The 24,826-nt window shown below is 71.9% G+C and carries 16 protein-coding genes and 1 tRNA gene; 4 read left to right on the forward strand and 13 right to left on the reverse strand.

The window, feature by feature from the left end:
- The first annotated feature begins 39 nt into the window (after positions 1-39).
- The 3 genes from R0232_RS08090 to R0232_RS08100 all read left to right on the forward strand — a co-directional run bounded on the left by R0232_RS08090 (position 40) and on the right by R0232_RS08100 (position 1,443).
- Entirely contained in the window at positions 40-651 is a 612-nt protein-coding gene (locus tag R0232_RS08090; protein ID WP_057596959.1) for a glutathione S-transferase N-terminal domain-containing protein, read from the forward strand.
- Between the two features lie 44 nt (positions 652-695).
- Positions 696-1,286 (forward strand): ClpXP protease specificity-enhancing factor, encoded by a 591-nt coding sequence (locus R0232_RS08095; RefSeq protein ID WP_208511607.1) that lies wholly within the window; start codon positions 696-698, stop codon positions 1,284-1,286.
- 81 nt (positions 1,287-1,367) lie between these two features.
- Positions 1,368-1,443, forward strand: a tRNA-Thr gene (locus R0232_RS08100).
- Positions 1,444-1,473: 30 nt separating this feature from the next.
- Here R0232_RS08100 and R0232_RS08105 read toward each other — a convergent pair.
- From R0232_RS08105 to R0232_RS08135, 7 genes are all read right to left on the reverse strand, one after another.
- A complete protein-coding gene (locus R0232_RS08105; RefSeq protein WP_093351860.1) occupies positions 1,474-1,803 on the reverse strand; it encodes a hypothetical protein in 330 nt (109 codons plus the stop codon).
- Positions 1,804-1,833: 30 nt separating this feature from the next.
- On the reverse strand, positions 1,834-2,238 hold the full coding sequence (locus R0232_RS08110) for a hypothetical protein (RefSeq protein ID WP_431511793.1): 405 nt from the start codon (positions 2,236-2,238) through the stop codon (positions 1,834-1,836).
- Between the two features lie 35 nt (positions 2,239-2,273).
- Positions 2,274-3,734 (reverse strand): hypothetical protein, encoded by a 1,461-nt coding sequence (locus R0232_RS08115; protein ID WP_431511794.1) that lies wholly within the window; start codon positions 3,732-3,734, stop codon positions 2,274-2,276.
- The gene (locus R0232_RS08120) at positions 3,734-3,961 is read right to left on the reverse strand and encodes a hypothetical protein (RefSeq protein ID WP_431511795.1); all 228 of its coding nucleotides are present in this window, start codon (positions 3,959-3,961) and stop codon (positions 3,734-3,736) included. Before R0232_RS08120 ends, R0232_RS08115 begins: the two co-directional genes overlap by 1 nt.
- 17 nt (positions 3,962-3,978) lie before the next feature.
- A complete protein-coding gene (locus R0232_RS08125; RefSeq protein WP_431511796.1) occupies positions 3,979-5,301 on the reverse strand; it encodes a hypothetical protein in 1,323 nt (440 codons plus the stop codon).
- Positions 5,302-5,303: 2 nt separating this feature from the next.
- The gene (locus R0232_RS08130; RefSeq protein ID WP_431511797.1) at positions 5,304-6,959 is read right to left on the reverse strand and encodes an LVIVD repeat-containing protein; all 1,656 of its coding nucleotides are present in this window, start codon (positions 6,957-6,959) and stop codon (positions 5,304-5,306) included.
- Positions 6,960-7,192: 233 nt separating this feature from the next.
- Complete coding sequence (locus tag R0232_RS08135) at positions 7,193-8,836, reverse strand: LVIVD repeat-containing protein (RefSeq protein ID WP_431511798.1); 1,644 nt, start codon at positions 8,834-8,836, stop codon at positions 7,193-7,195.
- Between the two features lie 269 nt (positions 8,837-9,105).
- Here R0232_RS08135 and R0232_RS08140 point away from each other — a divergent pair, with 269 nt between their 5' ends.
- Positions 9,106-9,987, forward strand: coding sequence for a helix-turn-helix transcriptional regulator (locus R0232_RS08140; RefSeq protein ID WP_431511799.1), 882 nt, complete (start codon positions 9,106-9,108; stop codon positions 9,985-9,987).
- 3 nt (positions 9,988-9,990) lie between these two features.
- Here the strand turns inward: R0232_RS08140 and R0232_RS08145 are convergent, their stop codons facing one another.
- The 6 genes from R0232_RS08145 to R0232_RS08170 all read right to left on the reverse strand — a co-directional run bounded on the left by R0232_RS08145 (position 9,991) and on the right by R0232_RS08170 (position 24,777).
- Complete coding sequence (locus R0232_RS08145) at positions 9,991-12,111, reverse strand: SWIM zinc finger family protein (protein WP_431511800.1); 2,121 nt, start codon at positions 12,109-12,111, stop codon at positions 9,991-9,993.
- Positions 12,108-13,232: a VWA domain-containing protein gene (locus R0232_RS08150; protein ID WP_057596088.1), complete on the reverse strand. Its 1,125-nt coding sequence runs from the start codon at positions 13,230-13,232 to the stop codon at positions 12,108-12,110. The genes R0232_RS08145 and R0232_RS08150 overlap by 4 nt, the downstream gene beginning before the upstream one ends.
- The gene (locus tag R0232_RS08155; protein ID WP_431511801.1) at positions 13,229-15,625 is read right to left on the reverse strand and encodes a DUF5682 family protein; all 2,397 of its coding nucleotides are present in this window, start codon (positions 15,623-15,625) and stop codon (positions 13,229-13,231) included. Before R0232_RS08155 ends, R0232_RS08150 begins: the two co-directional genes overlap by 4 nt.
- 195 nt (positions 15,626-15,820) lie before the next feature.
- Positions 15,821-16,966 (reverse strand): ATP-binding protein, encoded by a 1,146-nt coding sequence (locus R0232_RS08160; RefSeq protein WP_431511802.1) that lies wholly within the window; start codon positions 16,964-16,966, stop codon positions 15,821-15,823.
- 87 nt (positions 16,967-17,053) lie between these two features.
- A complete protein-coding gene (locus R0232_RS08165; protein WP_431511803.1) occupies positions 17,054-20,488 on the reverse strand; it encodes a DUF4132 domain-containing protein in 3,435 nt (1,144 codons plus the stop codon).
- Entirely contained in the window at positions 20,485-24,777 is a 4,293-nt protein-coding gene (locus tag R0232_RS08170; protein ID WP_431511804.1) for a DUF4132 domain-containing protein, read from the reverse strand. The genes R0232_RS08165 and R0232_RS08170 overlap by 4 nt, the downstream gene beginning before the upstream one ends.
- Positions 24,778-24,826 lie beyond the last annotated feature (49 nt).

Raw genomic sequence — 24,826 nt, forward strand, 5'->3', positions numbered from 1 at the left:
ACGCAACCCACTCTTTTTGATTTTTAGGAGTCTTTCGCCATGATGGTGCTGTATTCAGGTACGACCTGCCCCTTTTCCCACCGCTGCCGCTTCGTGCTGTTCGAGAAGGGCATGGACTTCGAGATCCGCGATGTCGATCTCTACAACAAGCCTGAAGACATCAGCGTGATGAACCCGTACGGCCAGGTCCCGATCCTGGTCGAGCGCGACCTGATCCTGTACGAGTCGAACATCATCAACGAGTACATCGACGAGCGCTTCCCGCATCCGCAGCTGATGCCCGGCGACCCGGTCGACCGCGCGCGCGTGCGCCTGTTCCTGCTCAACTTCGAGAAGGAACTGTTCGTGCACGTGTCCACGCTCGAGAACCGCACCGCCAAGGGCAACGAGAAGGCGCTCGAAAAGGCACGCTCGCACATCCGCGACCGTCTCACGCAGCTCGCGCCCGTGTTCCTCAAGAACAAGTACATGCTGGGCGACAACTTCTCCATGCTCGACGTGGCCATTGCGCCGTTGCTGTGGCGCCTCGACTACTATGGCATCGACCTCAGCAAGAACGCCGCGCCGCTGCTGAAGTACGCCGAGCGCATCTTCTCGCGCCCGGCCTACATCGAAGCACTCACGCCCTCCGAAAAGGTCATGCGCAAGTAATCCTCGCGCAGGTCCGTTTCCGCTTCGCTTCATCGCCGTCCTTCATGATCAACGCGCTCGAGTCGTCTTCCACCCGCCCGTACCTCATCCGGGCGCTGTACGAATGGTGCACCGACAACGGGTTCACGCCCTATGTCGCGGTGCAGGTCGACGACACCGTCCAGGTGCCGCGCGAGTACGTGAAGAACGGCGAGATCGTGTTGAACATCAGTTTCGACGCGACCAGCTCGCTGAAGCTCGGCAACGACTTCATCGAGTTCAAGGCCCGTTTCGCGGGCACGGCGCGCGAGATCAGCGTGCCCGTGGGCCGCGTGATCGCGATCTATGCGCGCGAGAACGGCCAGGGCATGGCCTTTCCCGCACCGCCTCCCGCGGCCGATACCGGCATGGGACTCGACTCGCCGGCCGCCACGGGCGTGCCGGCGCCGGCGAGCCCGGTGCGTTCGGCGCTGCGCGATGCCTCGCGCGGCGGTGGCGAGAGCGAGGCCAACCGGGTCGTGCACCTGGTGACGGCCGACGATGCGGGCAGCGACGTGACCGACATCGGCGATGGCCCCGAGGCCGACCCGACCGACGAGCCGCCGCGCCCTCCGGCCGGCGGCGGCGCGCGGCCTTCGCTCAAGCGCGTCAAGTAACCGGCCCAGGCCTGCACGACGCGCCCGCTTCCGGACCCTGGTGGGCACGCCACTAGAATCCGCTGCAGATTTTTCTTTTCGGCCGCTTTAGCTCAGTTGGTAGAGCACCCGCCTTGTAAGCGGAAGGTCGTCCGTTCGATTCGGACAAGCGGCACCAAACACCCCCTCCAGTCCGGCGCCGGCCCGCTCAGCGCTTGGGCTGTTCGCGCAGCCGCAGCACGAAGGTCTTCGCGCTCGGCACGAGGAAGAAGCGCCGTGCCTGCCAGCGCGCCTGCCGATGCGCCTCGAGCCAGGCGGCCGCGTGCTCCAGCTCCGGTCCCTGCAGGTTCGCGGCGCCTTCGCGCTGCAGCCGGGTCCAGGCCTTGAAGCACTGGACCACCCGCGCCGAGGTGCCGAGTTGCGACTCGAGCTGGATGCGATAGGTGAAGCCGGCCACCATCGTGTCCTGTACGGTGACTTCCTCTCCCTGCACTTCGATGACATAGGGGCGCTCGCCGCCCACCGTTTCGACCGTCATGGGGGCCGAGTATGCCAACACGCCGTGGCGTCATGGCCGAATCTCGAGAATGGCCACTTCGCGGTGGCTCTGGTCGTCGCCATGCAGGTGCAGCGGATAGCGCCCGGCATGCAGCGCCGCGAGGCGCAGCGTGGCGGTCTGGCCCGCGGCCACGGGCACCATCTCCTGCATGTAGCCGTGGATCATCAACTGGCCGGCCTGCGCCGAGCTCACGGCGATCGAGACGATGTCGCCGCGCGTGACGGGCAGCACCGGCAGCGGCGTGCCCTCGGCCTCGGCGGCCGCGCCGATCCGCACCTCGAACTGCGTGCCGGTGCGCGCGGGTGTCGCGGCGGACGTGGCCGGATCGGTCGACGGCCGCGCCGCGAGATAGCCGAGCGCCATCAGCGCGACGATGGCGAAGCCGCCGAAGGCGTAGACCAGTGAGGATTTCATGGCGGTTCCAAGGGGAATGAAGAAGGACGCGGCGCCTATCCCGCCAGCGGCAGCGAAAGAATCCACAGCCCCACGGCCGTCAGCGCGACCATCAGCAGCAGCATCGGCACCTGGCTCGCGAGCGCGCGGCCCGTATGGCGGAAGATCCGCAGCGCTTCCGCATGGGCCAGCACCACGCTCGCGATATGCCCGGCCAGGATCAGCCCGACCTGGGTGTGCCAGACGATGTTGAGATCGATGATGCGCGGCGGCATCGCGGCGCGTGCGGTGCCGAACAGGTTCCAGCCCCGGCCCAGCGGATCGGACAGCAGCGGCAGCAACTGCGCGCCCTGGGACCACAGCATCGTGTAGTAGTGGGTCGCGTGGTAGACGAAGGCGATCGGCACCAGCGTCAGCGCGAAGCGGCAGGCCAGCTCGCGCGTGGAGAGCTCGGAGGCCGCCACGCGCCGCGTGAGCGCGAGGAAGAACAGGTAGACGCCGTGGTAGGCCCAGGGCGAGAGGCACAGCGCCAGCCATTGCCAGCCATGGAACAGGCTGGCCGCGGTCGCATAGGGCTGGGCGCTGTGGGCCTTCACGGCCGGCTCGACCAGCGGATAGAGGGTCTTCCAGAACAGCCGGCTCCAGGGCCAGGTCTCGTGCGCGCCGTCGTAGGCGGTCGACGAGAGCATGAACAGGATGAACAGCACCAGGCTCACATGCGTCGGATGGCGCTCGAGCAGCCCCGACAGCGGCAGGCGCCAGCGCAGCGCGACGCCGCGGCGGCCGGCGCGCCGCCACGCGATCGGCGCCATGCGGCCCACGAGCGAGAGGAACAGCCCGAAGAACTCGCCATGCCGGAACCAGGCCGCGCTGCCGAAGAGCCAGGCCATCGCCACGGTCAGCAGCGTGTAGGCGGTGAGCATCAGCGCCAGTTGCCGCGGCGTGCTGTGGCCGAACAGCTCGATCCAGATGAAGGCGATGTAGAGCGCCAGCGCCGGGTAGTGGGCGAGCCACGCGGGATAGGCGATGCGTCCGCCGAAGCGCATGCCGCAACGCGCGCGCAGCAGCTCGCAGAGCGTGTGCCACGGGTTGCAGAACACGAACAGGTCGCCGACGACCGCGGTGGCATAGGTCAGGCCCAGCACGAACACGATCCAGAACAGCGTCATGTTGAGGTTGCGGAACGGGTTGTCGGTGCCCAGGAAGCCACAGGCGATGGTGAGCGCGAGCAGGCCCAGCGACAGGGCGCGCAGGCCTTGCACGACGAAGGCCGGAACGAAGGCATGCGTGCCCACGCGGCGCGCGTTCGACGAGGCCTCGCTCCGCGCGGGCGGCACGGCCGCGAAGATCCCCACGATCACGAACGACAGCACCAGCGCCGCGGTCGCGCCATAGGCATACATCCAGAACGGCACCGGCAGCGTGTACTGCACGCCGAAGGAGTGGGCAAACGCGAGGCCCGGCACGGCCGCGGCGGCGAGAAGAAGGGTGGGGCGCCAGCGGACGAGCGAACGCATCAGCGGGAGGCCTTCCGCGGGTCGGCAATGCGGCTTGCGGCCGACAAGGCCAGCGGCGGTGCCCCCGCCCCGGGCACATGGCAGACCTGCGTCTCCACCAGGTAGAGAAAGCGCGCATCGCGGTCCGCGCGCTCCAGCCCGAGCGCGAGCAGGCCCGCCAGCGCGGCCCAGGCGGCGGCCAGCATCAGCGCGACCGCGTGCCGGCCGATCCATCGGCGTGCGTCCATCGCGTGCATGGGCCGCATCAGTGGTCCCTCAGGCCCTGCAGCGACACCACCGACCAGCGCCCCGCGCGGCGCTGCGCGACCAGCAGCAGCTCGTCGTAGGGCGCGTGCCGCAGCTTCGCGATCGCGAGCATCCGGGGCTCGTCGTCCGCGAGCGCGGGCAGCGGCCGCACGATGTAGGGCAGCAGCGGCGGCGCATAGGACTCGATCGCCATCAGTGGGAAGAAGGCATCGGCCGGCCGTGGATAGCGCGCATAGGCGGAGCGGTCGCGCGCGAGCGCGTCGACACGCTGCAGCTGCGCGCGCGTGAGCGCGGACGGCGCATGCGCGAGCGCGGCCGCGGCGCCGTGATCGTGCAGGCGCCACAGGCGCAGCCGCGCCGCGAGATCGCGCTGCGCGGGCGTGCCTTCGCCCTTGGCCAGGCCCAGCGCGGCGGCAGGGTCGCCATCGCCGAGCCAGGCCGCGAAGAAGTCGTCGAAGAAGCGGCGCACCTCCTCGGCCACGCCATGCTGCGTGGAGGCCGCCTGCTGCAGCCGCGGCAGCCGGCGCCCGGACCAGGTCGCGGTCCAGGCCTGCGCGCCATCGGGCAGGCTGATGCCTTCGAGAAAGCCCGTGTCCTCCATGCCGTGCTCGCGGAACCACGCGGCCTTCGCCGCCTTGGTGGACGCCGTCACGAAGCCGCCGAGCTGCGCCTCGACGCGCGGCCAGTCGGCGGCCACGCGCGCTGCGTCCGCGATCGGCGGATAGCGCTGCAGCCATTCGAAGCTCGCGCGCGCCATCGCGAGCGCGGCGGCCGGGCGCGCCGCGGTCAGGTCGGCGCGATGAGCCTGCTCGCCGCCCGATGCCGCGGTCAGCGGCGGCGGATCGCAGGGCAGTCCCGCGATGGCGGGCGCGCCGATCCCGGCCGCGTCCGCCCCTTCGTGGGCCGATGCATCCTGCAGCGGATGCAGCGCCTCGCCGAACTTGAGCAGCAGCAATCCGGCCTTCGGCCCCGCATCGCGCAGCAGCGTGCGCAGCGCCTCGGTCGAAGCCTCGCCGCCGCCGGGGGCGTGCAGGCGCCGCGCCGCGCGTGCCGCCTCCGCGCGGCCCTCGGCATCAGCGCCGGTGCAGGCGTACTCGGTCACGAGCAGCATCGTCTCCATCGCGCCGAAGTCCACGCGCTGATTGCCGGTCGCGATCGCATCGGCCTGCGGCGCGCTGAAGCCCGCCTGCACCGCGAGCCAGCGCGTGAGGCCGAAATGCACGTCGGCTTCCCAGGCTTCGGCGTTGAAGGGCAGGGCGCTCGCCAGCATGGCGGCGGCGGCCGTCCATGCGCGCAGATGTCGATCGAGGGTTCGTGTCATCGTCAGTTCTGCAGCATGGAAGGCGTGCTCTGCGCGAAGGGCCAGGTGTTCTCGGCAAACTTCAGCATCAGCAGGCCGTTGTCCTGGCACATGGTCGTCAGGAGCCCGCGGTCGAAGTCGAAGTCCACGCGCGACGCGCACCAGTCGGGGCCGCCACGACCGGCCCAGGACATCTGCCGGTGGATGGAGCCGGCGCGCGGCGCGGTCACGCCCGCGGGGTTGTAGTACGCGATCTCCTTGGGTCGCTCGGGATTGCGGATGTCGAACACGCGCACGCCCGAGTTGAAGTAGGAGCAGGCCAGCGCCGTGCCGTTGTTGCGGTTGTCGACCGAGCAGTAGTGGCTGCCGTAGGTGAAGGTCGACAGGCCCGCGATGTCGGGCAGCACCTTGTCGCAGTTCATGGGGTCGTGGGTCTCGAGCATCAGCTTCGACACCAGCACGGGCTTCTTCTCGTCGCTGATGTCGTAGATGCGCGCCATCGGATAGGGCGCCATCTTTGCCTCGCAGGCCAGCTTGACGGCGGCCGTGTCGCTCTTGCCCGCGGCGCCGCCCTCGTCGACCATCACCAGGTAGGGCTTGCCCGCGATGGTCACGGGGATGGTGTGCTGCGCCACGCTGCCGTCCTTGAAGGTGGTGGCCGAGATCACCTTCATCTGCGCGTTGGGCACGCGCGCCTGCACTTCCGAGGTGTCGAGGATCAGGAAACCGTTGCGTGTCTTCGCGTTGGGATCGAGCACCTCTTGCGCCGTGGGCGTGCCGACCGACACCACATAGGCGCGCCTGCCGTCCTCGCTGACCGAGAGCCCGTGTGCGGTCACCGCGCCGATGGGGGCCATGTCGAACGCAGCCACCATCCGCGGCCGGGTCGAGTTCGTGATGTCGACCGCGTGGTAGCGCTGGCTCATGATGTCGCCGATGTAGTAGGTCAGGCCATCGGGCGACACGTTCCCTTCGTGCCCCCTCGGACTCTTCGGCGGCTGGAAGCCGCCGTCCTTGCCGGTGCCGACCTCCATGCTCGCGAGCAGTTGCGGCGTGCGGCAGTCGGCCGAGAGGTCGTAGATGTCGACCTCGGCGCCGCCGGACAGGCCGCTGTTGCCCCCGTTGTCGGCCAGCAGCAGTTGGCGCCGCGCATTCACGCGCAGCGATTCCCACGGGTCGATCATCGCGGCCGTGGTGAGCGACATCGAGCGCCAGGGCTTGGCCGGGTCGGTGATGTCGATGACCGGCACGCCGGGGTTCACGCGATCGATCGGCTTGCCGCTGACGAAGCCGATCGGGTGCGCGGTCGCGTGGTAGGCACAGGTGCGCCCGCCGGGATCGCGGAAGAACGCCGACGACCAAGTGCCGCCTTCGCCCTCGAACTGCCCGGCCAGCTTCAGGTTGCACGAGAAGCCCTGGAAGCCGGCCTGCCGCAGCGCCGCGGGCACCTGGCCCTGCAGCGCCGATTCGGGCGTGCCGCCCTCGGCGCAGACGGCCTTGGGCACTGTGAGCGGTGGCGGCCCTTCCGTGATCGGCGGTGGTGCGGGCGGCTCGACGATGCCCGTGGGCGGTGGTGGAAATGCCAGCACCGAAGTGCCGCCATCGCCACCGCCGCAGGCAGCGAGAAATGCCGTGGCCATCATGGTGGCCACGGCGCGAGGATGTCCCTGGAATCTCATGGTTTGTCTCCTTGATGAACCGGGCGCGGTTCTCTCGCATGTGCGAGAAGGACCGATGGCGCCAGGTCCGGCGGGAGTCTTGGCATGAGCACTTACTGCACTCTTACTGCAATAGCGGCAGGAATAAATGGCGATGTCTGCTTGCAAGATTCGTTGTCCATTGCGACGAGATGCGATCGAGCGCGAGCGGGGAATGCAGTTCCGGGAACTGCAATCCCCGCCTCCCATCGTCTTCAGTTCTGCAATGTCGAAGGCGTGCTCTGCGCAAACGGCCAAGTGTTCTTCGCGAACTTCAGCACCAGCAGGCCGTTGTCCTGGCACATGGTCGTGAGCAGGCCGCGATCGAAATCGAAGTCCGCGCGCGAGGCGCACCAGTCGGGGCCGCCGCTGCCGGCCACGGTCAGCTGGCTGTGGAAGGAACCGGCGCGCGGCGTGGTCGCGCCCGCGGGGTTGTAGTACGCGATCTCCTTGGGTCGCGCCGGATTGCGGATGTCGAACACGCGCACGCCCGAGTTGAAATAGGAGCAGGCCAGCGCGGTGCCGTTGCCGCGGTTGTCGACCGAGCAGTAGTGGCTGCCATAGGTGAAGGTCGACAGGCCCGCGATGTCGGGCAGCACCTTGTCGCAGTTCGCGGGGTCGTGCGTCTCGAGCATCAGCTTCGATACCAGCACGGGCTTCTTCTCGTCGCTGATGTCGTAGATGCGTGCCATCGGGTAGGGCGCCATCTTCGCCTCGCAGGCCAGCTTGACGTTGGCCGTGTCGCTCAGGCCCGCGGCACCGCCTTCGTCGACCATCACCAGGTGCGGCTTGCCCGCGATGGTCACGGGGATGGTGTGTTGCGCCACGCTGCCGTCCTTGAAGGTGGTGGCCGAGATCACCTTCATCTGCGCATTGGGCACGCGCGCCTGCACCTCGGAGGTGTCGAGGATCAGGAAGCCGTTGCGCGTCTTCGCGTCGGGGTCGAGGAATTCGCCAGGCGCCGGAATGTTCGCGGACACCACGTAGGCGCGCTTGCCGTCCTCGCTGACCGAGAGCCCGTGCGGAATGCCGAGGTCGACGGTCTTCATGTCGAACGAGGACACCATGCGCGGCTTGGTCGAGTTCGTGATGTCGACCGCGTGGTAGCGGCCGGTGGTGATGTCGCCGATGTAGTAGGTCAGCCCGTCGGGCGAGACGTTGCCCTCGTGCCCCTTCGGCTTGTCCGGCGGCACGATGCCGCCGTCCTTGCCGGTGCCGACCTCCATGCTCGCGAGCAGCTGCGGCGTGCGGCAGTCGGCCGAGAGGTCGTAGATGTCGACCTCGGCGCCGCCGAGCACGCCGCCATTGCCGGCGTTGTCGGCCAGCAGCAGCTGGCGCGGCGCGTTCACGCGCAGCGATTCCCACGGGTCGATCATCGCGGCCGTGGTGAGCGACATCGAGCGCCAGGGCTTGGTCGGATCGGTGATGTCGATCACCGGCACGCCGGGATTCACGCGGCCGCGCGGCTTGCCGTCGTAGCCGATCGGATGCGCGGTCGCGTGATAGGCGCAGGTGCGCCCGCCGGGATCGCGGAACGACGCCGCCGACCAGTTGCCGCCTTCGCCCTCGAACTGCCCCACCAGCTGCAGGTTGCACGAGAAGCCCTTGAAGCCCTGGCGCATCGCCGCCGGCACCTGGCCCTGCAGGGCCGATTCGGGCGTGCCGCCTTCGGTGCAGACGGCCTTCGCGACCGTGAGCGGCGGCGGGCCTTCGGGCGGCGGCGGTGGCGCGGGCGGCTCGGCCACGCTGCTGGGCGGCGGCAGGATGGGCAGCACCGCGCCCCCGCCGCTGCCGCCACCGCATGCCATGAGAAGTGCCGTCGCCGAGGCGGCGGCGCCGATGAGTCTTGCGCGTTTCATTCCTGCGTGTCTCCGTTGTTGTGATCCACGCACCGTTCGCGCGGCGCAGGCCGCCGCGCTTCGTTGCGTGTGGGAGAAGTATTCGCGGCAGGGCGTTTCGGCGCTTCCGGGGAATTGCAGGCGCATGCGCGCCGTGCCGGCCCCGCGCGGCGGCGGTGCGGCTTCCGGAAAATTGCAGCGGCGCCGCGTCGGCGACCCGTCAGCGCGCTGTAAGTCCGCTCGCAAACCATCGCCGCCCGGAGACAACATACAACCACAAGGACCAGGCCATGGGCGTTCGGCAGCGCGTGCAGGGCCGCGGCCAGCCGGTCGGCATCGACCGCGGCTGCGGCAGGCTTCTCTTCGAGGCCCGCTGGGAAGGCATGCTCCTCGAGCACGAGGAGGCCGACCCGATGGACAACGTCGAGGGCGGGCTGATCCGCCACTGCGTCTCGGTCAACCTCGGCGGTCCCACGCGCTTCGAGATGCGCCTGCACGACGAGCGCTTCTGGTCCGCGACCGCGCAGCCGCTGGGCATCAGCATCCTGCCGGCCGGCGCGCAGATCAAGGGACGCACCTGGGACCCGTGCGAGGCGCTCACGCTGAGCATCGATCCGCGCCACTTCCAGAATGCCGGCGAAAGCGATGGCGGCGACCGCGCGCTGGTGCCCTGCTGCAACGTGTCGAGCCCGCTGATCGCGCAGCTGCTGCTCGCGCTGCATGCCGATGCGAAGACCGGCCAGCCCGAGGGGCCCGGCTATGGCGAGACGCTGCTGATCGCGCTGCTCGCGCACCTGCGGCAGACGCACACGGCCGCGGCCAGCGAGACGCAGGCCGAGGGCCTGCTGTCGAAGGCCGCGCTCGAGCGCGTCAAGGAGCACATCCGCGGCCGACTCGAGATCGGCGTGTCGCTGACCGCACTGGCCGCGCTGCTCGACATGGACCCGTATGCCTTCCTGCGCGCCTTCAAGCGCAGCACCGGCGTGACGCCGCACCAGTACCTGATCCGCGCGCGCATCGAGCATGCGAAGGAGATGCTGCACCTCACGCGGCTGCCGGTGACCGACATCGCGCTGCGCTGCGGCTTCGCGAGTCCCAGCCACTTCGCCGACACCTTCAAGAAGGTGGAGCGGCGCACGGCGCTCGAGTACCGCAACTGCTGCGCTGTCTAGTCCCTACTGCCCCACGCCCTGCATCCACAGGCTCAGCAGCGCGAGCTGGCTCACCAGCGCGCCGCGCTGCGCCGCGCGCAACTGGCCGAGCACGCCGCGCAGCAGCCTGGCGCTGCGCGCGAGTCCGGCCCGCTCGAGTTGCGCGGCCTGCGTCTCGGCGCGCGAGGCGGCGCCGCCGCCCTGGTGGCGCAGGCCCTGGCGCAGCCACAGCGCGAGCAGGTCGAGGGTGTCGGTCGCGAGCGCGTTGAGCGCGGGCGGCTCCTCGTGCTCGCCCTGCAGCGGCAACGGTTGCGGCGCGGGCGCCTCGGCCTGCAGCACCACGGCGCGCTGCGCGGTCAGCAGGGCCGTCGGCTGCATCACAGGTTCGCCGTCCTGCAGCCGCACGCTGCCGGCCACGGCGCGCAGCGCGCCCCATTCGCCGGCGAGCGCGCGCGCGAGCGCATCGACGGCACCGGGCGCGGCCGCGCGGTGGGGCAGGGCGAGGTGCAGCGGCGGGACTTCATCGGCAGGCGTGGTCGCTTCCGTTTCGTCCGCCGCGCGCCCGATGCGCGCATGCAGCACCTGCGCCGCCGCATCCCAGTGGCTGGCCAGCACCGCCATGTGCTCGAAGGCCGCCACATGCAACTGGCCCGAGGCACCCGCCGCGGCACCGCTCGCCGCCTGGCGCGGCCGCACGAAGTCGGGCGGGGTCTCGCGCAGGTGCGCGACCAGTGCCTGCACGCTCGGTTGCTTGAGCGGCGCGACGAGGTCGTCCCAGGACTTCGGCGACAGCGGCATCACGCCGGTCTGGCGCGCGCCGGGCGCGATGTCGATCTGGCCGTTGGCGCGCCGGGTCGCGGTCTTGGTGATGACCTGCCCGCTCGCGAGCTGCCGCAGCGGAAAGCCCGCGACGCGGCGGCCCAGCAGGTTCGCGGGCGTGCCGCCGGCCGTGGCATCGTCGGCGCGCGACCATTGGCGCTCGAGCACCGTCACGGCCTGCGTGTCGGGGTCGGCGAACATCACGCTCGCGCCTTCGCCGCTCTCGTCGGACCAGAGCTCGGCGCCCAGCGACACCAGCCGCAGGTGATCGAGCGCGACCTCGCCCTTCACGCCCACGCCGAGGATCTGGCTCGCGGGCAGCGGCGGCGGTCCGGCCGCGCTGTCGGCATGGGCCGCCGCGCGCAGCCGCGCCCAGAGCTCGGCCATCACGTGCAGCAGCCGCCGCGGATCGAAACAGCTGCTGCGCGCCTGCTGCGCCTGCAGCAGCAGCCAGAGCTCGTCGATGCCGTCCTCGACCCAGCGCCAGCCCAGCGCGCGCGCCTGCTCGCGCGCGGCCTCGAAGCGCGCCGCCAGCGCCATCAGCGGCTGGCTCGAGCCATCGAGCCAGAGCGAGAGGCAGAGCGCCTCGAGCTGCACCTGCAGCGCGCGCGCGGCCTCGCCCTGCATCAGCGCCGCGGGGCGGTGGCCGTCGACGGCCGCGTCGCCGTCGGCCGGCGCGCGCACCTCCACCATGCGCTCGGGCGAGCCCGCGGCCAGCGGCCCGGCCTGGCGGAAGGCCCACAGCGCCACCACCACGTGGGGACAACCGCTGCCCTGCTTGCAGTCGCAGCGCGCATGCACCAGCGAGCTGCGCGAGAAGAAGCGCACGCTGCACATCGGCAGCCGCGCGATCGGCGGCGCGCTCGCGCTGCGCCACGCCTGCACCGCGACCACGGGCCGCGCGGCGGCCAGGCGCTGGGCCTGCTCGATCACCGAGGGCGCGAAGCTCGCGGCGAGCGCGGCATCGTCGAAATGGGCCGGGCTCCATTCGCCGCCCGCGGCCGAGGCGTCGACCTCGTCCTCCGCCGGCGCGGCCGAGGCACTGGCCGCCTGCGCCTGGTAGGCCAGCACCAGCATCACGCGGTGCCGGCACATGCCGCTGGCCGGACAGCTGCACTGCGCATCGCGCAGGGTGCGGCCCGGCGGCAGGCTGGTGCGCACGCCGTCGTCGAAGCGCGCGCTCACCGTGCCGTCGTCGGCGGTCTCGAGCAGCGGCAGCAGGCCGGCCGCCACGTCCTTCTGCGCGCGCTTCACGAAGCCCGCGTTGGCGAGCGCGGTCAGCGCCTCGGGCGTGAGTTCGAGCAGGTCGCCGCGCACCGCCGTCATGCCTGCACCTTCTCGGCCAGCCAGCCCGCGAGCTGGCCCGGCGTCATGGCGCCGATCTGCGCGCCCTCGCGCACCAGCCGCGCGGCCATCTCGCGGTCGTAGCTCGGCTCGGCCTTCGCATCGAGTGCGGCCAGGCCCAGCACCTTGGCGCCGGCCTCCACCAGCGCCTTCACGCGGCGCACCAGCTCGTAGGGACTGCCGCCTTCGTAGAAGTCGCTGACCAGCACCACGATGGTCTTCGCGGGATTGGCCACCAGCGACTGCGCATAGGCCACGGCCTTCGCGATGTCGGTGCCGCCGCCGAGCTGCACCTTCATCAGCAGCTCGACCGGGTCCGACACGTCGGCCGTGAGGTCGACCACCGCGGTGTCGAAGGCCACCAGCCGCGTGCGCATGCCGGGCAGTTGCCACAGGCAGGCGGCCATCACCGCGCTGTGGATCACCGAGTCGACCATCGAGCCGCTCTGGTCGATCAGCAGGATGATGTCCCAGGGCTCGGCATGGCGCTTGGTGCGGCTGATGAACACCGGCCGCTCGACGTAGAGCTTGCGCCGCTGCGGGTCGTATCGGTGCAGGTTGGCCGCCAGCGTCTGCTTGAAGTCGAAGTTGCGCGCCACCTTCATGCGCGAGCGCCGGCGCCGGTCGCGACTGCCGCTGAAGGCCTGCCGCACCTCGGTCGCGAGCTTCTCCATGATGCGTCGCACCACCTCGGCCACCAGCTTGCGCGCGGCCGCGAGCACCTCGGGATTCATCAGGTGCTTGGTGTGCAGCACGGCGCGCAGCAGCGACTCCGAAGGCTCGATGCGCTCGAGCACCTCGAGGTTGGTCACCACCTCGTCGATGCCGTAGCGCTCCACCGCGTCCTGCTCGAGCCGCTCGATCACTTCCTTGGGGAACAGCGTGTGGATGGCGTTGATCCAGTCGGGCGTGCTGAGCGCCGAGGGCCCGAGGCCGGCGCTGCGTTCGCCGCGCTCGGCGCGGTCGCCGTCGCGGCCGTAGAGCCAGTCGAGCGCGGCGTCGGCCGCCTGCGCCTCGGCGCTCAGGCCGCCGCAGGCCCGCTCGGCCGGATCGCCGAGCAGCAGGCGCCAGCGCTGCAGCGGATCGGGGATGTCGAGGCTCATGGCTGTTCTTCCGTATCGAGGCTCAGGCCCCAGCCCGCGAGCCGTGCGATCGCCGCGTCCTCGGCGGCGCGCGCCGCGGCCAGCGCCTCGGGCGCGGCCTCGCCCTCGCGCCGGGCCGTGAGCGCGCGGCGCGACAGGTGGGTGGCATCGTGCAGCGTCAGCACCTGGTCGGCGAGCCGGCCGCGCTCCTGCGGCGGCAGCCAGGCGAAGGCCGCGCGCAGGCTCGGCATGGCGCGCACGAAGTCGGCGTTGTCCAGCGCCTGCACGGTGCGGTCCATGCCGGCGGCGAAGGCGGGTTCGGACGACAGCGTCTCGCGCGCCAGTGCGAGCAGGCCCGTGAGCGCATCGCCGAGCACGGGCGCGGGCATCGCGTGCAGCAGCTGCATCGCATCGGCCACGCCGGCCTGCGTGGCCTGCGGCACGCGGTGCGCGAGGCTCAGCGTCGCGCCCAGCGCAGCGCCGCGGCTCAGCGGCGCCGCGCCGGTATCGGCCGCCTTGCGCTGCCACACGGCGAGCGCGCGCGCGGGTTCCACGTCGAGCGGCTCGGCCTGCGCCGCGTCCTCGCGGTCGGCCAGCACGTCGGCCACGATGCGGCGCAGCGCGAGGTGGCCCTGCAGGTGCGCGTCGATGTCGGAAGGCGCGATCGCGGCGGGCGGCTCGAGCAGCCACAGCGCGCGGTCGAAGCCGGCCTCGATCGCCACCCGCAGCACCGGCGCGTCGGCCATGCCGAGCAGTTGGCCGTGGCGCAGCAGCGTGTGCATCACCGCGAGGGCAGGGCCCATGGCCTCGAAGCGCGGCTCCTGCGCCATCGCCTGCTGCAGCTCGCGCAGCAGCGCGCCGCTGAGCGCCGGCAGGCCGGCCCAGGCGGCCTGGTTGAGGCCCTCGGCCAGCGGACCGATGCGGCCCTGCGCATGGCGCAGCTCGTCCTCGAGCCGCGCGCGCGCCGCGTCGTGCAGGTTGGCGCCCCAGGCGCCGGCCTCGATCAGCGCGGCCTGTTGCTCGAAGGGCTGGCCCAGGGTCCAGACCTCGGTGCGTTCGCCCGACATCGCGAGCTTCGGTCCCTGGCTGCGCACCACGCCGGGCAGGCGCAGCAGCGCGAGCCGGTGCAGCACGCGGCTGCGCGCGCGGTCGGCGGCATCGAGCAGGTCGAGCTTGCGCTGGCCGCGCAGCTCGAGGCCGTGCGCCGCGAGCTCGTCGCGCACCGACTTCACCAGCGGCGGCTGCGGCGTGCCGTCGGCGAGCTGGCCCGCGATGTCGCCGGCCAGCACGTCCATCGCCTGCACCAGCACCGGCGCGGTGCCGGGGCGCATCGGGCCGCGGTAGGTCCAGGGCAGCGGCGCGTCCAGCGCTTCCTTGACCAGGGCGCCGGCCAGTGCATCGAGCCAGTCGGAGCGCAGCGGCTTCTCGTGGCCGCGCAGCCGCGCCAGGCCCTGCGCGCGCAGGTGCACCGCCATCAGGTCGGCGGTGGATGCCGGCAGTTTCTTGTCGCGCAGCCGCTGCATCACCTGCTGCAGCGCGCGGTGCGCGGCGCCCTCGGGGCCGAGCTCCCACATCCACTGGTAGTAGGCCGGCGAGGGCATGCCCGAGGCATAGCCAGCGAAGGCATCGAGCCGCTTGAAGGTGTAGGGCACGAGGTAGGAGCCGTAGCGCACCACGGTGTCCTCGTCGGCATCGGGGGTGTCCTCGACCTCGGGTTCGGGCGTCTCGGGCCGCTGCGCCGGCAGCCCCGGCCACAGCCGCGCGAGCGCGGGCGCGTGGTAGCCGCCGCAGACCACCAGCACCGGCGCGCCGGCCTGCACCGCGGGCTGCGCCATGGCCCAGGCGATCCAGCGCGCCATCATGGTCTCGCGCGCCTGGTTGCCGAGCGAGCCTGGGTCCTCGCCGCGCAGGTGCTCGAAGTAGGTGGACAGCCGCTGCGCGAGCTCGGCGCTGTCGCAGCCGTCCTCGAACAGGTGGTCCCACAGCGCATCGCGGCCCTGCACCGAGAGCCGCTCGGTCAGCGCGCGCTCGTAGGCCGCGGCGCGTTCCTCGTGCTGGGTGTCGGCCACGTCGGCATAGCGGTTCTCCATGCGCGAGAAGGCGCCGTGCCAGGCCGGCAGGTCGATGAAGCGGACCTCGGCGCCCACTTCGCGGCCCACCTGCAGCGCCTGCCATTCGGGCGAATGCTCGGCGAACGGCGACCACGAGCCGTGGTGCGTCTCGCCGGCCGAGAGGTAGCTGTAGATCGCCACCGGCAGCCGGTGCGGCAGGTAGAGCTCCTCGAGCCGCGCGTTGAAGTCGGCCGGTCCTTCGATCAGCACATGGGCCGGGCGCAGCGCGCGAATGCGCTCGACCACCAGCCGCGCACAGGCGGGGCTGTGGTGGCGCACGCCGACGATGTGGGGCGCGTTCATCCTTGGCAACCGCGAGCGTCTATGAATGCGGGATCGGACTTCCGGACGCAGAGGACGCGAAGATTTCGCGAAGGTCGCGAAAGGAACAGCCCCAAGAAGTTTTTCATTTCTTCTTTCGCGTTCTTCGCGGAACCTTCGCGTCCTCTGCGTCCGGCTGTTGGTGTTGTTTGCTGGTCGCCCATGGCACAACGCTTCTCAAGGCAGCCGATGGCGTGCTTCGTAGTAGGCGCGCCAGTGCTCGCCGCTGCGCTTGGCCGCCTTCTGCTCGAAGTAGCGACGCAGCTTGGCGCGGTCGTCTGCGTTGTCCTTGACCACCGTGCCCGCGATGCAGTCGACCAGGTCGGCCGGCGAGCCCTCGCGCTGCTCGAGGAACCAGGCGCGCACGCCCACCGCATGCGCCACGTTGACCGCCTCGGCGGTCGACATCACGGCCGTGAGCCGGTCCATCGCGGCGTCGCTGCCGCCGCCGTTCTTCTCTGAGGACGAGGCCGGCGCGCCGCGCAGGTCGCGGAAGGTGGCCACCAGCAGCTCGAGCACCGGCTGCGGCACGGTCTTCGGAATGCCGCTCTGCGCGAGCAGGCGTGCCGACGACTCGCGCACCAGCGCGAGCTCGCGCTCGAAGTCGAGGATCGGGAACACGGTCTCGAAGTCGAAGCGACGCTTGAGCGCGGCGCTCATCTCGTTGACGCCGCGGTCGCGCGTGTTGGCGGTGGCGATGATGTTGAAGCCCTCGCGCGCATAGAGCATGCCGTGCTCGCCCGAGAGCTCGGGCACGGCCATCACGCGGTCGGACAGCATGCCCAGCAGGCAGTCCTGCACCTCGAGCGGCGCGCGCGTGATCTCCTCGAAGCGCACCACCTGGCCCTGCTGCATGCCGATGTACAGCGGCGCCGGCACCATCGCGCGCGGGCTCGGGCCCTCGTTGATCAGCAGCGCGTAGTTCCAGCCGTACTTGATCTGGTCCTCGGTGATCGAGGCGCCGCCCTGGATGGTCAGCGTGGACACGCCCGAGATCGCGGTCGCTAGCAGTTCCGAGAGCATCGACTTCGCGGTGCCCGGCTCGCCCACCAGCATCAGGCCGCGGCCGGTGGCCAGGGTGACCAGCATGCGCTCGATGCTCGCGACCGGCGCCACGATCTTCGGCGCGATGCCCAGTTGCGCATCGCCGAGGATGAAGGCGCGCGCGGCCTTCAGGCTCATGGCCCAGCCCGGCGGGCGCGGGTCCTTGTCCTGCGCCTGCAGCTGCGCGATCTGCGCGGCGTACTGGATCTCGGCGGGCGGGCGCTGCAGGGCAGGGGAACCGGCGGGTGGGGTATCGGTCGGCTTGCGGGAGGTGGCCATGGTCTGGATCGGTGTCGGAACTGAAAGGGGCGCGGGGTCGTGCCCGCGCAAACATAGCAGAGCGATGGCGGAACGGCGTAGCGCGCCTCAGCGCGCGCCCAGCGCGTCGATGTCGCGCACCGCCTCGCTGAAGACGATGGGATCGAGTTCGCCGAACGGGTGGCCGAGGTGCAGCACCTCGAGCGTCTGGTCCTCGCCGGCGCCCGCGTTGTCGAGGCCGGGCCCGAAGCGCAGCGCGAGCGCGCGGCCGCCGCCCAGCCCCTGCCAGGCATGGTCGTAGGCCCCGCCGCCGCCGCGCCCGCGCAGCCAGCCGCGCGATTCCAGCGCCCACAGCGGCCCGGGCCGCGCGATGCGGCCCGACCAGCGCGCGAGCGCCGTCAGCGCGCGTTCGTCCTCGCGCGGCGCATGCACGGCGCGGTGCAACTGCTCGAAGGGCTGGATCAGCTCGTAGTCGGCGAACTGCTGCGCGAAGGCCGCGATCTGCGCGGTGCTCAGCTGCAGCGGATGGGCGACGACGATGCGCGCGGCATCGCTGCCGTCGAAGGCCTGTGGCGTCTCGTCGGCATCGACCCATTCGCCTTCGGCGCTCACACGGAAGGCGGCGCGCAGCAGCGTCAGGCCGCGCGCGTCGCGCCCGCCCTCGGTCACGCCCCATACCAGCCGCTCGGCCAGGTGGCGCATCAGCGGATGCCCGGCGATGAAGCGGCGGAAGTCTTCCATCGGCCAGCCGCGGCCCGTGCGCATCGCGCGTTCCAGCCGCAGCGGCTGCTGGGCCGCGACGGTGGCGGCATCCTGCTTGAGTGCCTTGAAGCGTTCCGCGGCCGCGGCCGCGAGTTCGGCATCGTCGCTCGCGCGCGGACGCGGCGCCGTGGCCAGGCGCGCGCCGGGCCGGCCCTCGACCGATTCGCGCACGAAGGGCACCAGCGCCTCGTCGAAGCCGACGTGGAACTGGCGCGGCCCGAAGTCCAGCAGCAGGCCGCCGCGTTCGTCCAGGCCGAGGTCGGGCGCGAGCCGGTCCTCGAGTTCGTCGCCGCTCAGGCCGCGTTCGGCCGCGGCCTGCGCCAGCTTCTCGGCGACCGAATGGCGCACCGTGGCGATGCGGTTCTTGCGCGCGATCGCATCGAGCTGCATCAGCGCGACGTCGCTGCCCAGCCGCGCCAGCGCCTCGAGCACCCAGCCGATGCGCGTGGTGGTGCCGCCCGCGCCGGGCGCGCTCCAGCGCCGCACGAGGGCGCCGAGCCGGCGCGCCGTGTCTTCGGTGCCGACCAGGCCGAGCGCGCGCAGCGCCCAGTTGCCCGGCGCGCCGGCGCCCGCGGCCTCCCATGATTCGCAGACGTCCCAGGCGAAGTCGGCCAGGCTCTGGGGCTCGCAGGCGGCGCGCACGGCGTCCAGGCCCGCATAGCCCTGCGGCAGATCGGGCGCGAAGCTCAGCATCAGGCCCAGCGGCTGCAGCGCCTCGTCGGGCAGCGAAAGGCCGTCGTCGCGCAGCCGCGGCTTGCGCCAGCCGGCCGGTTGCCAGAAGGCCGGCAGCTTGCTGCGTGCGTGGATGCGCGACGGGAAGTCGCGCAACGGATCCTCGGCCAGCAGCGCATCGACGGCGGTCGCCACGGCCGGATCGTCATGGCGGCGCGCAATGGCGCGCAGCGCCTCGGCCTGTTCCAGCGCGGCCATGGCGCGCAGCGCGGCGCGGGCCTGCTGGCGTGCCTCGCCCTCGGGGCCCAGCGCGGCGGGCAGCAGGCCCGCGGCGGCATGCGACGCGAAGCGCACCAGCCACTGGCGTGCCTGCGCGCGGCGCGTCGGCCGGCGCGCGAGCGCCTGTGCCATGAAGGGCGCGAGCTGCGTGGCGCCGATGAAGCGTGCGACGAAATGCTCGTCGCCATCGTTGGCCAGCGCCTGCAGCAGGCCCGGCAGCGCGGCGGCGCCAAAGCGTGCCACGAAGCCGCCGGCGCGCGGCGCTTCCTTGCCACTGCCGACGGCATTCCAGAACGCCAGCCCGGTGGCCGGCGGCAGGAACCAGGCGGCCTGCACCGCGATGAAGTTGCCGTACTGGCGGCGGTCGGGCGCCGCATCGTCGTGCGTGCGTTGCCAGTCGGCGATGAAACGCTCGAGCGCCTGCGGCGGCTGCGTGTGCAGCGCGGCGACGCGCTCCGGCGTCCATTCGCGCAGCCGCTCGCCGATGGCGCGCTCGGCTTCCATCGGCTGGCGGTAGACGTAGGGCGTGTCGCGGTCGATCCAGTCCTGGCGGACCTCGTCGCCCCAGTCCTCCTCGGGCGGCACCTCGAGCACGGGCAGGCCGGCCAGCACCAGCGGCGGCGCCGCGTCGGCGGCGCGCCGCGCCCAGGGCGGATCGGCGAGCACCGCGGGCCAGCTCGCGCGTTCGGCGAAGGCTTCTGGTGCCGCGCCCGCCTGGTCGGCGACCGCGCCGAGCTGGCGCCGCACGGCGGCCGGCAACGCCGGCAGCAGCGCGGGCAAGCGATCGCCGAGCGAGCCGGCCAGGGTCTTGAGCTGCGGCACCAGGCGCGCGGCGCCGGCCTTGGGCAGGCCGCCGTCCTCGAGCACCTGCGCGAGCGCGAGGAAGCAGCGCTCGGGGCGTTCGCTCGCGACCCAGCCCAGCGCCTTGGCACAGGCGGCATCGGCGGCGGTCATGCGCGCCAGCGCCTCGGTGGCCTCGGGCGTGTCGAAGGCGGCCAGCGTCCAGGCCACGGCCACGCTGCGCTGGCGCGCGCCGAGGTCCAGCAGCAGCGGCAGCAGCGCTTCGCCGTGTTCGCGCAGCAGCAGCGCGAGCAGCGACGGCTGGTCGAGCAGCCGCGTGCCGTCGCCCGCCACTTCGGCCAGCGGCAGGCCGGCGGCCCAGCGCAGCCAGGGACCGCAGCGCTCGAGTTGCTCGGGCGTGGCCTGGTCGAACAGCTGCCGCGCGAGCGGGCGCCATTCGGGCAGCGCGATCGCGAAGCGGGCGCGCGCGGCCAGCGGCAGCTGCGGGTCGAGTGCGCGCAGCCGCTCGATGCAGGCGGCGCGCGTCGCGGCGTCGGCCTCCATCCAGTGGCCGCGGAACTGCCACAGCGAACTCGCCGGCTGGCCCCAGAAGGAATGGGCGCCATCGTCGGGCGGCGCATCCTGGCGCAGCGGCTTGTGGCCGATGCGTTCGCGGCGCCAGCGCGCCGCATGCAGCAGCGCGTCGAAGGCAGTGGCCAGGCCGTGCTGCAGCACCAGCCAGTGCACCAACGCCTCGGCCGGCTCGTCGCGGCCGGTGTAGGCCTGCTCGCGGAAGCGCGCGATCATCAGGCCCAGCAGCCGCGTGTCGCCCGCGTCCATCGCGGCCTCGAGCCAGCCGCGCGTGGCGGGCGAACGGACTTCGAAGGGCTCGGGCAGCAGCGCTTCGATCAGGTACTCGCCGCACTTGTCGAGCACGCGCTTGCGCAGCGTGGGCAGCGAGGCGGCCTTGGGCGGCGGCTTCGCGCCGGGCTCGCCGGGTGGCAGCGCGTTCTGGAGTTCGGGTGGCAGCACGAGCGGCGCCGCGCTCATGCCCTCAGTCCCTCCATGTCGCGGATCAGCTCGCTGGCCGAGATCGGATCGAGCTGGTCCAGCGTCTCGGCGTTCTGCATGTTGCCCCAGCCCGAGGGCTTGCCGACCTGCACCTCGCCGAGCTTCTGCTCGGGGTACTCGTCGACCATGCCGACGATGATGCCGGGGTCGAGGTAGAGCTCGATCACGCGGCTCGGGCCCAGCGGCTTGCTGAAGTACCAGATGCCGCCGCCGTCCTGCGCCTCGCCGCGGCGCCAGCCCTTGTTGACCAGGCCCAGCACGCGGCCCGTGGGCACGGTGGCGTCCTTCCAGCGCTCGAGCTTCTGGCTCTTCTTCTCGTCCTCGGTCAGCACGTAGGTGTCGCGGCCGATCTGCGCGAAGGGCTGCAGCAGCTCGTAGTCGGCGAACACCTGGCCGAAGGCACCGGCGTCGGTCGGCGAGAGCTCGAGCGCATGCGGCACGCCGATGCGGATGTCCTCGCCCGCGGGCAGCTCGAAGGGATCGTCCTCGGCGGTGCTGAAGCTGCCGTCCTCGGCCACGCGGAAGCACGCCTGCAGTTCGCCGCCGTAGCTGGCCTCGCCCTGGACGCGGTAGACGCCCCAGATCAGCCGCTGCACCAGGTGGCGCACCAGCGGATGCTCGACCAGGAAGGTGCGGAACACCTCGGGCGTCCAGCGCCGGCGCACGCACATCGCGACCTCGAGCCGCAGCAGCTGCTGGCTCGCGATGGTGCGCACGTCCTTCTTGAGCAGCTTGAAGCGTTCGACCGCCTCCTTGCTCTTCTCGGCGTCGTCGGTCTTCCTGGGCTTGGGCAGGTCGGACAGGCGCGCGCCGTCGACGCCGTCGGCGCGCTCGCGCACATAGGGCTTGAGCGCCTCGTCGAAGCCGACCTTGAAGCTGCGCGGGCCGAAGTCCAGCAGCAGGGTGCCCTGCTCGTCGAGGCCGAGGTCGGGCGCGAGCCGGTCCTCGAGTTCCTCGGTCGAGAGGCCGCGCGCCTCGGCGATCGCGTCGATCTTCTCGCGCGCGCGGTCCTGCAGGCCCTTGAACTTCACCTTCTGCGCGATGCCGTTGAGCAGCATCAGCGCCACGTCGGAGCCGATACCGGCCAGCACGTCGAGGCCGGTGACGGCGCGCGCATGCGCGGCCTCGCCGGGCCAGGCGCGGATGAAGGGCGTGAGCCGGCGCGCCGTGTCGTCGTTGCCGAGGAAGCCGAGCACCGTGAGCGCCCAGCCTTCCTTGCTCGGGCCGCCGGCCTCGAGCCAGGCGCTGAAGGCGTCCCAGGCGAAGTCGGCCAGCGACTCGGGCGCGCAGGCCTCCTTGACAACCGCGATGCCGCCGTAGACCTCCTCGTTGGTCGGGAAGGTGAACATCTGGCCCAGGTGGTCGAGCGCCTCGTCGGGCAGTGCCTTGCCGTTGCGCAGCACCGGCCGGCGCCAGCCGCGCGGCTGCCAGAACTCGGGCAGCTTGGCGCGCTTGGTGGGGAAGCGGTCGAGCGGACTTTCCTCGAGCACGGCGCGCAGCGCCTGCACCGCCTCGTCCTTGCCGTAGCGGCCGGCGACCTCGAGCAGCAGCTCGGCATGGCCCTCGGCCTGCAGCAGGCGCAACGCCGAGCCCGCCGCGTCGCGCGCCTCGCCGGCCTTGCCGAGCGCGGGCGCGATCAGGCCGCAGGCCGCGTGCTCGGGGTACTTGAGCAGCCAGTCGCGGCCGGCCTGGCGCACGGTCTTGAGCTTGGCGAAGGCGCGCGCGGCCGGTGCCGCGAGTTCCACCGCGCCGTAGTTCAGCGCCAGCTGCAGGTTCTCGCCGGGCTTGGCGCGCACCACCGACAGCAGCCCCGGCAGCGCGGGCAGGCCGAAGTTCGCCATCACGAAGTCGGCGCCCTGGGTCTCGGCCTGGCCGGCCACCGCGTTCCAGAACGGCACGCCGAGCTCGGGCGGCAGCAGCGCCGCATAGCGCGCATCGAACCAGAAGAAGTAGTAGCGCTCCTGCTTGCGCGCGGCCAGCATGCCGCGCCAGGCGGCGATCAGCTTGCTCGCATCGCCGCTGCGGATGCCTTCGCGCGCGGTGTCGAGGATCGGGTCGCGCAGGCTCGCGAGCAATTCCTTCTCGCGCGCCTCGCCGCGCTGGTGGATGTCCTGCAGCACCGCGGCATCGGGCATGTCCTCGGCCTCGTAGGCGGCCTGCATCAGCTTCACCTGCTCCTCGTGCGCGAGCTTGCTGGCCTTGCTCTCGAAGCCCAGCTCCTTGAGCATCACCTGCACGTCGGTGCGCGCGGTCGCGAAGCGGTTCACCTGCCACGAGGTGCCGGGCCGCTGCGCCTCCTCGCGCGCGCCCGGCGCCCACTGCTCGACCGGCGCGAGCGCGAGCGGCTCGAGCGCCAGCACCGCGGCCGCCTTCTTCTGCACCTTGGCGAGCCAGGGCGGCGCGGCCAGCACGCCTGGCAGCTCGCTGGCCTCGGCGACCTCGCTCGGGCCCGACAGCAGCACGAGCTGGCGGTCGATCGCGCCCTGCGCGCCGGCATCGAGCCAGGGCCGTAGGCCGTCGACCAGGCCGCCATGCGCGCGCAGCAGCCGCGTGAGGCTGGGCGTGAGCAGGCCCGCGTCCTTGCCACCGGCGGCCACCAGCCGCGCCAGCGCGACGATGGCGGCCTGCGGCCAGCGGTCCACCGCGAGCGACAGCCGCGCCAGCGCCGCCTTCGAACCGCTCGCGACCTTGGCGAGCGCCGCCACCGCCTCGGGCGTGCCGATGGCCGCGAGCGTGTCGCCGGCATGCTCTTCGGCCGCACCGCGCTCGAGCAGCGCCACGGCCTCGGTGCCGCGTTCGAGCAGCGCGGTGGCCGTCATCTTGTAGTGGCCCCAGAAGCCGCTCGAATAGCTGAGCCGCACCTTGGCGGCCTGCGCGGCGGCGGCGGCATCGGTGATGGTCAGCAGCAGCCAGTGCAGCGTCTCGCCGCTGTCCTTGTCGCTGGCCAGCCGCAGCGCGAGCGCGTTCGAGAGTTCGGGGCGTTCGGGCAGCAGCAGTGCGGCCAGCGGCTGGCGGCTCGGATGCAGCGAGGGCAGCGCGGCCTCGATCAGGTCGGCGCACTGCTGCCACTCGGCCTCGGGTGCGGTCGAGAGCTGCTCGCGCAGCACTTCCTCGGCATCGCCCACGGCGCCGTACCAGCCGTGGTTGACGGCCTGGCCGGGGTTGCCCGAGAAGCGACTGCGCCACTTCTTGGCCTGCTGGTCGTAGCTGCCTTCCACCTGCAGGCGCAGCGCCGACAGGTAGACCTCGATCGCGCCGGCCAGCCCGTACTGCGCGACCAGGTACTGGATCAGGAACACCACCGAGCCGGCCTTGTCGCGGCGCGTGTTGTGGTCCATGAAGGCCAGCAGCAGCGCATCGGCCTCGGCATCGGGCGCCGGGGTGGCGGGCTTGTCGCGCGCGAGCATGCGCTCGGCCGCGGGCCGCAGCGCGGCATCGGTCGCGGCCAGGTCCAGCGGCAGCTCGAGGTCGTTGCAGGCGCGGATCCAGGCCTGCGCGAGATCGAGCACCGGACGGGTCGAGGGAAAGCGCCGCGAGGCATAGGCGAACTCGCGCGTCTGCGCCGTGATGCGCAGCGGCGCGCCCTGCGCGAGCCAGGGCGGCGCGCCTTCGGTCACGGGCTGGGCGGGCGTCTCGCCGTGCGCGGCCACCGTGCGTTGCGCGAGCTCGCGCGCCGCATCCTGTGCCTTCTCGCGCACCTCGGCGGTGGTGCCCCAGCCCGACAGCAGGCCATGGGACTTGAGCTCCTCGAAGGCCATCGTGGCGCCTTGCTCGCTCACGCCGTACTGGCGCTTGAGCGCGGCGGCCGAGAACTTGTCGCCGGTCTTGACGCTGCCGTCCTCGATCGCGATGCGCACGGCCTCGACGACGCGCTCGCACTGGCTGTCGAGGCTTTCGCTCGCGACGGGCGGCGATGCCGGTGTGGCGGATGCGCTCACGGTGGCGACCGCGGCCTGCACCGGTGCCTGGGCGGGTACGGCGGCAGGCGCCGCGGCGGGTGCTGCAGCAGGCGCTTCCGCCTTCGGCTTGGCCTCGGTCTTGCCGATGCTCGCATCGGCGCTCACGCCGACTTCCTTGTAGCCCTTGCCGGTCTTCTCGCTCACCAGCTTGGTCAGCGCGGTGGCGGTCTTCGCGGCATCGGCGAAGGACTTGGTCTGGCTCTGGCCCGCGGTGCCGATGCGGCCCCAGCGGATGTTGAGATCGTTCTCCGCCTGTTCCACTTCCCAGAACTTGCTGGCGGTTCCCTCGATCAGTTCAAAACGGCGCATGGAAAGAAAATCCTCCTGGGGTTCGTCGGTGAGCGGACATCAAGAAGCG

The organism is Variovorax sp. DAIF25 (genome assembly GCF_050711835.1).
In the GTDB taxonomy this organism is placed as follows: Bacteria; Pseudomonadota; Gammaproteobacteria; order Burkholderiales; family Burkholderiaceae_C; genus Variovorax.

Coding starts and splice junctions, on each gene's coding strand:
- R0232_RS08090 (WP_057596959.1), top strand. CDS start 40: ATGATGGTGCTGTATTCAGGTACGACCTGCCCCTTTTCCCACCGCTGC.
- R0232_RS08095 (WP_208511607.1), top strand. CDS start 696: ATGATCAACGCGCTCGAGTCGTCTTCCACCCGCCCGTACCTCATCCGG.
- R0232_RS08105 (WP_093351860.1), bottom strand. CDS start 1,803: ATGACGGTCGAAACGGTGGGCGGCGAGCGCCCCTATGTCATCGAAGTG.
- R0232_RS08110 (WP_431511793.1), bottom strand. CDS start 2,238: ATGAAATCCTCACTGGTCTACGCCTTCGGCGGCTTCGCCATCGTCGCG.
- R0232_RS08115 (WP_431511794.1), bottom strand. CDS start 3,734: ATGCGTTCGCTCGTCCGCTGGCGCCCCACCCTTCTTCTCGCCGCCGCG.
- R0232_RS08120 (WP_431511795.1), bottom strand. CDS start 3,961: ATGGACGCACGCCGATGGATCGGCCGGCACGCGGTCGCGCTGATGCTG.
- R0232_RS08125 (WP_431511796.1), bottom strand. CDS start 5,301: ATGACACGAACCCTCGATCGACATCTGCGCGCATGGACGGCCGCCGCC.
- R0232_RS08130 (WP_431511797.1), bottom strand. CDS start 6,959: ATGAGATTCCAGGGACATCCTCGCGCCGTGGCCACCATGATGGCCACG.
- R0232_RS08135 (WP_431511798.1), bottom strand. CDS start 8,836: ATGAAACGCGCAAGACTCATCGGCGCCGCCGCCTCGGCGACGGCACTT.
- R0232_RS08140 (WP_431511799.1), top strand. CDS start 9,106: ATGGGCGTTCGGCAGCGCGTGCAGGGCCGCGGCCAGCCGGTCGGCATC.
- R0232_RS08145 (WP_431511800.1), bottom strand. CDS start 12,111: ATGACGGCGGTGCGCGGCGACCTGCTCGAACTCACGCCCGAGGCGCTG.
- R0232_RS08150 (WP_057596088.1), bottom strand. CDS start 13,232: ATGAGCCTCGACATCCCCGATCCGCTGCAGCGCTGGCGCCTGCTGCTC.
- R0232_RS08155 (WP_431511801.1), bottom strand. CDS start 15,625: ATGAACGCGCCCCACATCGTCGGCGTGCGCCACCACAGCCCCGCCTGT.
- R0232_RS08160 (WP_431511802.1), bottom strand. CDS start 16,966: ATGGCCACCTCCCGCAAGCCGACCGATACCCCACCCGCCGGTTCCCCT.
- R0232_RS08165 (WP_431511803.1), bottom strand. CDS start 20,488: ATGAGCGCGGCGCCGCTCGTGCTGCCACCCGAACTCCAGAACGCGCTG.
- R0232_RS08170 (WP_431511804.1), bottom strand. CDS start 24,777: ATGCGCCGTTTTGAACTGATCGAGGGAACCGCCAGCAAGTTCTGGGAA.